General features: G+C 69.3%; 11 protein-coding genes. 8 read left to right on the forward strand and 3 right to left on the reverse strand.

Annotated elements, in window-relative coordinates:
* Positions 1-109 precede the first annotated feature (109 nt).
* The 5 genes from IEY88_RS13305 to IEY88_RS13325 all read left to right on the forward strand — a co-directional run bounded on the left by IEY88_RS13305 (position 110) and on the right by IEY88_RS13325 (position 6161).
* Entirely contained in the window at positions 110-1063 is a 954-nt protein-coding gene (locus IEY88_RS13305; protein WP_189154999.1) for a carbohydrate ABC transporter permease, read from the forward strand.
* Positions 1064-1074: 11 nt separating this feature from the next.
* Positions 1075-2025 carry a carbohydrate ABC transporter permease gene (locus IEY88_RS13310; protein ID WP_229693337.1) on the forward strand — a complete coding sequence of 317 codons (951 nt, stop codon included), beginning with the start codon at positions 1075-1077 and terminating at the stop codon, positions 2023-2025.
* Positions 2026-2054: 29 nt separating this feature from the next.
* A complete protein-coding gene (locus IEY88_RS13315; protein ID WP_189155000.1) occupies positions 2055-3395 on the forward strand; it encodes an ABC transporter substrate-binding protein in 1341 nt (446 codons plus the stop codon).
* A 29-nt stretch (positions 3396-3424) separates the two neighbouring features.
* Positions 3425-4924 (forward strand): glycoside hydrolase family 36 protein, encoded by a 1500-nt coding sequence (locus IEY88_RS13320; protein WP_189155001.1) that lies wholly within the window; start codon positions 3425-3427, stop codon positions 4922-4924.
* Positions 4925-5006: 82 nt separating this feature from the next.
* Complete coding sequence (locus tag IEY88_RS13325) at positions 5007-6161, forward strand: ROK family transcriptional regulator (protein WP_229693338.1); 1155 nt, start codon at positions 5007-5009, stop codon at positions 6159-6161.
* Positions 6162-6286: 125 nt separating this feature from the next.
* Here the strand turns inward: IEY88_RS13325 and IEY88_RS13330 are convergent, their stop codons facing one another.
* Positions 6287-6607: a hypothetical protein gene (locus tag IEY88_RS13330; RefSeq protein ID WP_189155003.1), complete on the reverse strand. Its 321-nt coding sequence runs from the start codon at positions 6605-6607 to the stop codon at positions 6287-6289.
* 73 nt (positions 6608-6680) lie between these two features.
* Here IEY88_RS13330 and IEY88_RS13335 point away from each other — a divergent pair, with 73 nt between their 5' ends.
* Both IEY88_RS13335 and IEY88_RS13340 read left to right on the forward strand, forming a co-directional pair.
* Entirely contained in the window at positions 6681-7475 is a 795-nt protein-coding gene (locus IEY88_RS13335) for a DNA-formamidopyrimidine glycosylase family protein (protein WP_189155004.1), read from the forward strand.
* 63 nt (positions 7476-7538) lie between these two features.
* A complete protein-coding gene (locus IEY88_RS13340; RefSeq protein ID WP_229693339.1) occupies positions 7539-8075 on the forward strand; it encodes a hypothetical protein in 537 nt (178 codons plus the stop codon).
* 69 nt (positions 8076-8144) lie between these two features.
* Here IEY88_RS13340 and IEY88_RS13345 read toward each other — a convergent pair whose 3' ends face one another.
* Both IEY88_RS13345 and IEY88_RS13350 read right to left on the reverse strand, forming a co-directional pair.
* Positions 8145-9320, reverse strand: coding sequence for a fumarylacetoacetate hydrolase family protein (locus tag IEY88_RS13345; protein WP_229693340.1), 1176 nt, complete (start codon positions 9318-9320; stop codon positions 8145-8147).
* A 112-nt stretch (positions 9321-9432) separates the two neighbouring features.
* On the reverse strand, positions 9433-10182 hold the full coding sequence (locus IEY88_RS13350; protein ID WP_189155006.1) for a GH12 family glycosyl hydrolase domain-containing protein: 750 nt from the start codon (positions 10180-10182) through the stop codon (positions 9433-9435).
* Between the two features lie 263 nt (positions 10183-10445).
* Here IEY88_RS13350 and IEY88_RS13355 point away from each other — a divergent pair, with 263 nt between their 5' ends.
* Complete coding sequence (locus tag IEY88_RS13355) at positions 10446-11111, forward strand: lytic polysaccharide monooxygenase auxiliary activity family 9 protein (RefSeq protein WP_189155007.1); 666 nt, start codon at positions 10446-10448, stop codon at positions 11109-11111.
* Positions 11112-11259 lie beyond the last annotated feature (148 nt).

The following is an 11259-nucleotide window of genomic DNA, read 5'->3' on the forward strand; positions in this document are numbered from 1 at the left end:
TAGTTCCGCTTGAGGATTGACAAAGTTTCACTATTCCTCATCAATATGTAGCAACAGCGCCCCACTGGCAAGAGGTGAGGTGCGAGGGCCCTGATGCGGAGGCGTGTTCATGGTCGCCAGCAAGACCGCGACACCACGGCACCGTGATGATCGCGAAGTGTTCCTCGGCGCGGGCGCGCCTGCCGCGAGACCACGGCGACGTGACGACCGCAAAGTGGCGTGGCTGTTCCTGGCGCCGGTGTTGGTGGGCTTCGCGTTGTTCTACGCCTATCCGACCGTGCTGGGCGTCTACTACTCGCTCACCGACTACGGCCTGTTGGCCCCGCCGAACCTCGTGGGCGCGGAGAACTACCGCGACCTCGTGAACGACGACAAGTTCTGGAACGCGCTCAAGGTCACCGGCTACTACGTGGTGCTGAACATCGTCTCGCAGACCGTGCTCGCACTCGCCCTGGCCACGGTGATGCACCGGCTGACCCAGTCGGTGGCGGTGCGCGCGATGCTGCTGGTGCCCTGGCTGGTTCCCAACGTCACCGTGGGTCTGCTGTGGATGTGGATGCTCGACGCCAACATCGGCTTCGTCAACCACGTCCTGCGCGCCGTGGGACTGGGCACCACCGGCTTCCTCACGTCGCCGACGTGGGCGATGCCCACCATCGCGGGCATCAACACCTGGGCCTACACCGGCTACACGGCTCTGCTGCTGTACGCGGGCATGCTGCAGATCCCCCGGTACCTGTACGAGAGCGCCTCTTTGGACGGTGCCGGCGAGTGGCGGATGTTCACCCGGATCACCCTGCCGCTGCTGCGCCCGGTGCTGGCCCTGGTGCTGGTGGTCTCCCTGATCGGCTCGTTCCAGATCTTCGACACCGTGGCGGTGACCATCAGGAACACCCCGGGCGGCGTCACCAGGGTCATCTATTACTACATCTACGAGCAGGCGTTCACGAACTTCCGCATGGGCTACGCCTCTGCCATCGCCGTGGTGCTCGCCTTGCTGCTCGGGCTGCTGACCGTCGTGCAGATGCGGCTCCTGCGTGCTTCCCGCTCGGATCTGGCATGAGGAGAGCGCCTGTGACACCGACTCGCACCCAGGTCTCGCCGGGCCGGATCGCGCCGGCTCGAAGCCCGCTGGCTCGAATGTCGCAGGGCCGGATCCCGTTGGGCCGGATCGCTGCCTGGGTCCTGCTGGCCCTGGCCGCCGTGGCGACGATCTTCCCGTTCTACTGGATGGTGCGCACCGCGCTCACCCCCGCGGCCGACCTGTACTCGGACGGCGTCGGCCTGCTGCCGGACAACCCCACGATGATCAACTTCCTCCGGGTGCTCGGGCTGACGAGCGTGGCGGAGTCGCGGGAGGCCGGCGGTTCCGGTGCCAAGGTGGACTTCCTGCGCTACCTGCTCAACTCGTTCGTCTACTGCGGACTGATCACGGTCGTGCAGACGCTGTGCTGCGCGATGGCCGGCTACGCCTTCGCCCGGCTCCGCTTTCCCGGCAGGGACCTGGTCTTCGGCCTGCTGGTCGCCGCGCTCATGGTGCCGCCGATCTTCACCCTGCTGCCCAACTTCGTGCTCGTGAAGAACCTCGGCTGGCTGAACACCTTCGCGGGCATGGTCGCCCCGACCGTGCTCATGACCCCGTTCGCGGTGTTCTTCCTGCGCCAGTTCTTCCTGTCGATCCCTCGTGAGATCGAGGAAGCGGCCACATTGGACGGTGTGGGCGGCTGGGGCATGTTCTGGCGCGTCGTGCTGCCGATGAGCCGCGGCCCGTTGCTCACCATCGGGCTGACCACCGCGGTGTGGGCCTGGAAGGACTACCTGTGGCCGTTGCTGACCGGCCGTGACGAGGAGACCAGGGTGCTGACCGTCGCGCTCGGCATCTTCCTGCAGCAGTCGCCCAACACCCAGCCCGACTGGACCGGGCTGATGGCCGGTTCGACCCTGACCGTGCTGCCCGTGCTCGTACTGCTGATCTTCCTCGGCCGCCGCCTGGTCGAGTCCCTGAACTTCACCGGCATCAAGTGAGCCGGACCGACCCGAGAGGCAGACCCACCATGCGATCCACACGACGGCGCGCCGGCGCCCTCCTGCTCAGCCTCGCCCTCACCGTTCCCCTCGCCGCGTGCGGGAGCGGCGGGGACAGCGCCGGGGGAGCGACGACGCTGGACTACTGGCTGTGGGACGACCGGCAGCTGCCCGCCTACCAGGAGTGCGCCGACGCGTTCCACGCCGCGAACCCGGACATCACCGTCAAGATCTCGCAGACGGCCTGGAACCAGTACTGGCAGAACCTCACCACCCAGCTCGCTTCGGGTGAGGCCCCCGACGTGTGGACCAACCAGAGCACCTACTACCCGCAGTTCGCCACCCAGAACCAGCTCCTGGACGTGGAACCGTTCGTGCAGCGCGACAAGGTCGACCTGACCGCCTACCAGCAGGGCCTGAGCGACGTGTGGGTCAAGGACGGCAAGCGCTACGGACTGCCGAAGGACTGGGACACGATGGCGCTGGTGGTCAACACCGAAGCGCTCGGCAAGCAGGGCGTCGACCCCGCGCAGCTGGACGACCTCACCTGGAACCCGGCCGACGGCGGCACTTTCGAGCAGGTGATCGCCAAGGCCACAGTGGACTCCAACGGCCGCAACGGTCTCGACCCCGCGTTCGACAAGAACAACGTCCAGGTCTACGGGTTCCTCCCCGAGTGGGCCGACGGCGGCAACGGGCAGAACGGCTGGGGAATCCTCGCCGCCGCCAACGGGTTCAGCTACCTCGACAAGAACCCCTGGGGCACCCAGTACAGGTACGACGACCCCAAGCTGGCCGAGACCATCACCTGGTTCAAGCGCCTCATCGACAAGGGGTACGCGCCCCGTCTCGACAAGCAGTCCAGCGTCGCCAACTCGGAGTTGCTCCTCGCGGGCAAGGGCGCGATCTCCTTCACCGGCTCGTGGACCATCCTCACCTTCACCGACGCCAAGGTGAAGCAGAAGTTCGCCTTCAAGCCCCTGCCTGCCGGACCGTCGGGCCGCAAGAGCCCGATCAACGGCCTGTCCGACGCCATCTGGGCCGGCAGCAAGCATCCGGAGCAGGCCTGGAAGTGGGTCAAGTTCCTGGGGTCGTCCGACTGCCAGGACCGGGTCGCCCAGCGTGCCGTGGTGTTCCCCGCCATCACCAGTGCCAGCGCGAAGGCGGATGCCGCACACCAGGCCCAGGGCCGTGACGTGCGGGCGTTCACCGGCGCCGCCGAGAACACCTTCCTGCTGCCCATCACCGAACACGGCACCGAGCTCAACCTGATGGTCCAGGACGCCATCCAGTCCGTCGTCCTCGGCGACGCCCAGGCCGGCGAGGGGCTGAAGGACCTGAACAACAAGGTCAACGCCCTCTTCAAGTAGCCGTTCGCCCCATCTCACGCGAGGACACCATGGCCCAATTCCTGACCGTCGGCGGCCGCACGTTCGGGGCCGAGCTCGAGGGCAGCGCCATTCCGCGTCTCGTCAACGGAGGACTGCTGCTGCCACCCGGCCGGGTCGCGCTCCTGCACGGACTCGGCGATGCGCCCTTCTACCGGCACGGACACAACTCCTGGAGTCCCTGCGGGTGGCGCCGTCTCTCCGACGTCCCCCTGCGCATCGCCAGCGCGGAGCGGCGCCTCACGGCGGACGACACCACGTGGGACGACCCCAACCGCCACCACTCGTCGGCGGTGGCGGCCCTGGAAGGACCTGACGGCCGGGTCCTGCTCCTCGGAGCCCTGGGTCTGGGCGTGCCCCGGCTCGCCGCCGACCGCGACACCCTCGTCGGCTGGTACGAGTCCGGCGGGGCCCCGTGGCTGCTCGCGTACGGCGAGGAGGACGAGGTCTTCGCCGCCTACGCGGAGCAGCTCGGCGCACGCCTCGGGCACAGCACCAAACGGGCCGGCAACGTGTGGTGCAGCTGGTACGCCTACTACGAGAACATCACCGAGGACCAGCTCGCCAAGGACATCACCGCACTGCGGGGCCTGCCGTTCGCCGTGGCCCAGATCGACGACGGCTGGGAGGAGCAGATCGGCGACTGGCACGCCAACGGCAAGTTCCCCGCCGGGATGCGGGCACTGGCCGACCGCATCACGGACGCGGGGCTGCGCCCCGGTCTGTGGCTCGCCCCGTTCATCGTCCACCCCGGCTCCCAGACCGCGCGCAGGCGACCGGAACTCCTGCTGCGCGACGCAGCCGGAGCGCCGGTCGTCGCGGGCCACAACTGGGGGACCGGCTACTGGGCGCTCGACCTCACCCTGCGCGCGACGCAGGAACACCTGCGGGAGACCATCCACCGCGTCACCCACGAGTGGGGGTTCACCTACCTCAAGCTCGACTTCCTCCAGGCCGGCACCACGCCGGGCTCCCGCTCCGCCGACGTGGACCGCGAGGAGGCGTACCAGACCGGCCTGCGCGCCATCCGTGAAGCGGCAGGCGACCAGACCTATCTGCTGGGCAGTGGCGCGCCGCTGCTGCCCTCGCTCGGCCTGGTCGACGGGTTGCGCAGCGGCCCCGACGTCGCCCCGATGTGGGACCACTACGCCACGCAGGATCCCTCAGACGCGTTGGCGCGCAACGCCGTCGTCAACACCCTGCACCGCCTGTGGCACGCGCCCCTGCTCGAAGTCGACCCGGACGTCGTGTACTTCCGCAGCCGCCTCAACCTGCTCACCGACCGGCAGCAGAGCTGGCTGCGCGACCTGGCCGACGTCTGCGGCTTCCGCGCGATCTCGGACCCGCCCGGCTGGCTGCGCCCCGACGAACTGGAGGCGATGACCCGCTACCTCGAGCACCGGCCGGACATCCGCAGGCTGGGCCGCTACCGGTTCTCGCTCGACGGCCGCGAGGCCGACTTCAGCCCGGCGGTCGACCCGGACGCGGAGCAGGTGTATCCGATCGCCTGAGCCCGGCGCGGAACCGGACTTAGTAAACTGCGTAGCATTATTCTGTGGTGGTACGCGCTTTCCAGAGGGGCACAGCATGGCGATGAGCGGAACAGACCTCTCCCGGATGCGGGAGATGAACCAACTGTCCGTCCTGTGGGCCCTGCGCGGCACCGCGCCGTCGACCGTCACCGAACTCGCGGGCCGGACGGGCCTGTCCCGCCCCGCGGCGGACGTCCTCGTGCAGCAACTGGTGGCCGACGGCTGGGCCGAGGTGGAGGAACCGGGGGCGAGCAGCACGGTGGGGCGGCCCGCCCGGCGCTACCGCTTCCGCGCCAACGCCGGACATGTGCTCGGCATCGACGTCGGCGTGCACAAGATCCTCGTCATGCTCTGCGACCTGGAGGGGAACCTGGTCCAGTCCCTCCGCTGCCCGGCCGACCCGCACGCCGGTCCCGACGAGCGGCTCGCGGCGGTGGACGAGACCATCGACGAGGTGCTGCGCGAAGCCGGCATGGCGGTCACCGACGTCTGGGCGATCACCATGGGGGTGACCGGCCCGGTCGACGGGAACGGGCGCAGCATCATCTCCACCCACCTGCCGGGATGGCGCGACACCGATCCCGTCGCCCACCTGCGGACGCGGTTCACCTGCCCCATCCGGGTGGAGAACGACTGCAAGCTCGCCGCGGTCGCCGAACGCTGGAAGGGCGTCGCCCAGGACGCCGACGACATCGTGTACCTGCTCGCCGGCCTGCGCACCGGCGCGGGCCTCATCATCGACGGCACCCTCCGCCGCGGTCACGGCGGCGTGGCGGGGGAGATAGGAGCGCTCAAGGCCGTTCGGTGGCTCAACGCACCCGCGCACCTCGCGGCCCACCCGGAGGTGCCCTCGGGCGCCAAACCCGGCGAAGCCGCAGCCTGGGTGTTCCAGGCCGCACGCGAGGGCGACAGCGCGGCGAAGACCGCCGTCCAGCGCTACATCCGCGACCTCGCCGTCGGCGTCGCCGCGCTCGTGCTCACCCTCGACCCGCAGATCGTCGTCTACGGCGGCGGGTTCTCCCGTTCCGCCGACCTGGTCCTCGACCCGTTGCGCCGCGAACTCGCCAAGCACTGCCTGCGCGTGCCGGAACTGCGTGCTTCGACCCTCCGCGACGAGGGCGTCGCACTGGGGGCGCTGCGACTCGCTCTGGACCAGGTGGACAACACGCTGCTCAGCAGCCAGCTCGCCGCACCTGTCGCACCCCAGTTCTCCTGACGCGCCGCAGTAGCGGGCCCGCTCTGGGCCAGGGCGGACCAGCGCCGAGCGCGAGACCGAGCCGAGGAGCAGGGGCCGCGGCGGTCTGGCGCGTGCAGGTTCTCCTCAGCTGTCGCTGCGGCGGATCACTCGTTCGGACGGCCGTGGTGGTCGAGTGCGTCCAGGCCGTCCTGCCAACGCTGCCGCCGCTGGCTCGCCGTCTGTTCCCACCACGGGGTGCCGCGCTCGCCGAGAGCGACCTTCGCGAGCTGGACCCGTCCACGGGCGTCGCGCTCCGCCTCGGCGTCTTGAGCGCGCAGGGCCGCGCCGACGTCCCGGCGAGCGGTCATCAGCAGGCTGCGCAGCCGTGCCGCGGGCTCGGTCGGAATCTCGGGGTCGGTGGCCCGCCACCGCCGTCCGTTGATGATCACGAAGTGCCCGTCTGGCGTGTGCTCCGGCTCGGCCATCACATCAGGATCGCACCGGCCGGGTCGTCTCACGAACGCTGCCGCGCCGGCCCGCGCGGGTGATGATGGGGCAATGGCGGAGGGTGACAGCGTGGCGCGGATCGCGGCACGGCTCGACACCGCCACCGCTGGTGCGCTGATCAGCCGCAGCGACGTCCGGCACCCCCGCTTCGCCACCGTCGACCTGGCTGGACAGCGCGTCGTCGAGTGGCGTGCGCGGGGCAAGCACCTCCTGGCCCGCACCGATGCCGGCCTGACGGTGCACTCCCACCTCAGGATGACCGGTTCGTGGTCCGTGCTGCGTCCGGGCAAGCGACTGCCCGCACGGGTCATGGCCGACCTGCGGATCGCGTTGCACCTGCACGACGGCCGCACGATCGCCGGGGTCGCGCTTCCGGTGCTGACCGTGCTGAGGACCTCCGACGAGCAGGCGGTGGTGGGACACCTCGGCCCTGACCTGCTCGGCACGGACACCGGAGGCGTCGACAGCATCGCCGTCGCGACGACGCGGGTCGCGGCCGCCGGCGACGAGGTGATCGTCGCGGCACTGCTCGACCAGCGCCGGGTGGCGGGACTGGGCAACATGTGGGCGCAGGAACTGCTCTTCCTGCACCGCGTCAGCCCTTGGCGGGCCGCCGGGTCCGTCGACGGCATCGAGGTGTTGCTCACCGACGCCCGGCAGCGGTTGCGGCACGCGGTCCGCGCGAACCCGGCGCAGAACACGACCGGTGTGCCCCGGCCCCGGCACTGGGTGTACGGGAGGGCGCGACGTCCGTGTCTGCGCTGTGGCACGCCGATCGCGTTCCGTCCGGCCGAACGCACGTCCCACGGTCGCGAAACCTGGTGGTGCCCCGCCTGCCAGGCATGAGTCGCCTCCGACGACCCCGCTGGCTCGAAGTCCGCCCCGTGGCCCGCGGGTAGGGTGTGGTCGATGGTGCAGGTCTTCATTCAGCCCTCCTACGGCACGCCCGAGGCCCGCAGGAGTTGGACGCACACCTTGGCGCGGGCGGTGCCGTTCCGGGACGCCGGCCTGGGCTCGGCGGACTCGGCGAGGCTGGACGCCCTGCACCTGAGCGGCCGGGCGCGGTTCTGGGGTGCCACGGCGAAGCACGACAGGCGGATGGACAGCGTGACCGCCGGTGACGTCGTTCTCCTCACCGGTCGCAAGCACGTGCTGGCAGTCGGCGAGGTCGGGCACGCGTTCCGGGACCCGGCGTTCGCACGCCACCTGTGGCGACCTGATCCCGCGAAATGCCTGTGGAGCAACGTCTACAGCCTCCGCAAGTACTGGCCCGTGCGGATTCCGTACGAGGAGATCTGGGCGTTGCCGGGGTTCAACGCGGGCGACAACTTCATGGGCCTGCGCTTCCTGGCACCCGAGAAGGCCGCCGTCGTACTGGCGCACATCGCACCGGACCTGAGGGTTCCGCCGTCGGGCGACGACGAGACGTGTGACGTTGTGGTCTGACGAGGCAGCGACGGACTCCCCAGGACCGCCTCCAGGTGTCGACGTCGTTGATCCGCCATGACCACCCGGTCACGAGCCCAGCAGGCCGCGGGCGGCGAGGTTGCGCATCAGCGCGGTGATGCCGAACGTCCAGTCCGCCGCGTCCTCCGCCGTGTTCACGACGTTGGTCAGCGCGCCCAACCGTGGCGACGAGATGCGCACGACGTCCCCGGCCTTGTGGGTGAACCCCTCGCCGGGCTGGTCCCGGTCCTCGGTCGGAGCGAACATCGTGCCGGTGAACAACGCGAAGCCGTCGGGGTAGCGGTGGTGAGCGCCGATGGCGTGGGACACGAGGTCCTCGAGCTCTCGGCTGATCTCGGAGACCGGGTTCGCGCCGTGCAGCTCGAAGCCGTCGGGGCCGGTGATGTCCAAGGCGATCTCGGTGGCTTTGGCGTCCGCCAGGGTGAACCCGTCGTCGAACAGCCGGAGGAACGGCCCGATGGCACAGGATGCGTTGTTGTCCTTCGCCTCGGTGAGCAGAAGTGCGCTGCGGCCCTCGAAGTCGCGCAGGTTGACGTCGTTTCCGAGGGTCGCGCCGACGGGGTTCCCGCGCGAGTCCACCACCAGGACGAGCTCGGGTTCCGGGTTGTTCCAGGCCGAGCGGGCGAGAACGCCTATCTCGGCCCCCAGTCCCACCGCCGAGAGCACCGGGGCCTTGGTGAAGATCTCGGGGTCCGGCCCGATGCCGACCTCCAGGTACTGCGACCACAGGCCTTCGGCCTGGAGAACCCTCTTCACCTCCGCGGCCTGCGCGGATCCCGGCCTCAGGTGGGAGATGTGCCCCTGGACGATCGCGCCGACCTTCGCGCGCACCTCCTCGGCCCGCGTGGGATCCCCGTCGGCGCGCTCTTCGATGACCCGTTCGAGCATGCTGCGGACGAAGGTCACGCCGGCGGCCTTGAGCACCTGCAGGTCGACCGGCGCCAGGAACCGGGGGACGGTGCCGGCGGGGTTCGCCGTGGCGGCCAGCACGTCCGCGAGGGGCCACGACGTGCCGCCTGGATGATCCCGGACGATCCCGGGTGCGTCCGGTCGCTCCAGCAGTGACGAGACGGTCGGTGTCACGGCCGTCAGGTCGACGACCTCGTCGCCGCGGATCGCGACGACCGAAGGTCCGTCCGCGGACGGATCGAAGACCCTCGCCACGAGTGTGGCTTCGGCCGAGTCCTGGGGGAGAACGGTGGCGGCGTCGAGTGAGATCCCCATCGATGACCTTCCTGCTCTCATCACGGACCAGTTTCGAGGCGCCGCCACCGCCGGGAAGCCGCCCGGCGTGGAGGACGCGCTCCTCCACGCTATCGGCACGGCCTGCCGGGCCTCAGCCGCTGACGGAGGCCGAGAAGTTGTCGACTGCCAGGCCGACGCCGCCGTTCCACGGCTCGAAACCGGCCTGGATGCTCGTCAGGTACCACGAGTTCGTGATCGCGCCGCGGTTGCGCACGTCGTTGATGAAGTCGAGCACGTTGAACGACCACGAGTTGATCGGTGAAGGGGCGAGGTAGGAGATGACGTTGTTGGACCCGTTGCTGCCGCGCCACACCTGCCAGGTGCGCCCGCCGACGGTGGTCGTGCCGACCACGCTGCCGATGGGCTGGATCGAGCCCTGGCGGTTGAACCAGATCATGATCTCCATCTGGTTCACGCCGTTGGTCTTCGGCGTGGGGTCGAGCCAGATGTCGTACGAGGCGTTGTAGGTGCCGCCCGCGTAACGGTAGTTGATCGACGACGTGGCACTGCGGATCCGGCTGACCTGCATCGGCAGGGTCGAGCCGGGGGAGCAGTTGGTGTAGTGGCAGCCGAGGAACACCGACGGGTACGAGACGGGCGCCCCGTTGGTCGGTGCCGAGCCCTCCTGCCTCGTGATCTGGAAACCGGACGACGTGGCGTTGATGCACTGTTGCGCCGAGGTGCCCCACCGGTTGTTCTGGACCACGTAACGGCCCTGGATGGTGGTCGACCCGTACTGGTCGCAGATGGTCACGTCGGCGTGGGCCGGACCCGCGGTCGCGACGAACGTGCTCGCCACGAGCGCGCCGACGGCAGCGGCGGCACGAATGGTCTTTCGCATGACGACTCCTGGGGACAGGGTTCTGGGAGCGCTCCCAAAGTAGCGAGTTCCGGCCAGGAGGGCAGGTTGCCGGCGGCGGGATCGTCGAACACGCGTCGAATCGGCACGACCTCCATCGACGCGCTGACGTCGGCATCGTCAGTTCGAACGCTTCGTCACCCCGTGCATGGTTGTGATCTCGGAGAGTGACGGATAGCCTGGAAATTGGGAGCGCTCCCAGGTCGACCGTCGAAGCTCGATCATCGGAGAACGGAGGCTCAACCATGCGTTCACGCGGCACTTCCTCCGGAGCCACCACCAGACGCCGGAGCGTCATCGCCGTCATCGTCGCCCTGCTGGCCTGCACTTTCGTCTGGGCCCCGCCGGCCTCGGCACACGGCACCATCGTCGGCCCCGCCACCCGCGCCTACCAGTGCTGGAAGACGTGGGGCAGCCAGCACACGAATCCCGCCATGCAGCAGCAGGACCCCATGTGCTGGCAGGCTTTCCAGGCCAACGCCGACACCATGTGGAACTGGATGAGCGCGCTGCGGGACGGGCTGCGCGGGAACTTCCAGGGAGCCACCCCTGACGGGCAGCTCTGCAGCAACGCCCTCTCGCGCAACAACTCCCTGAACGTCCCCGGCCGGTGGAAGACCACCAGCGTCGGCAGCAGCTTCTCGATGCAGCTGCACGACCAGGCCAGTCACGGCGCCGACTACTTCCGGGTCTACATCAGCAAGAACGGGTACGACCCGACCACCCAGAGACTCGGGTGGGGCAACCTGGACTTCATCACGCAGACCGGCAGGTTCGCCCCTGCCAAGGACATCACGTTCAACGTCCAGACCTCCGGCGCCTACCGCGGACACCACGTCGTGTTCACGATCTGGCAGGCGTCGCACCTGGACCAGGCGTACATGTGGTGCAGTGACGTGAACTTCGGTTAGCAACCCCTTCCTGCCAACCGTATTTCGCCGGTGTCCGGCGCCGGTGATCCCGGCGCCGGACACGCTCGAGCAACCGTGCCCGAGCCCGCGTTCTTGACCAACGGTGGCGTGCGCGGCACTGTGCTGATCGGGGCCGGATGTGCAGTGA

Source organism: Lentzea pudingi, from assembly GCF_014646255.1.
GTDB lineage: Bacteria > Actinomycetota > Actinomycetes > Mycobacteriales > Pseudonocardiaceae > Lentzea > Lentzea pudingi.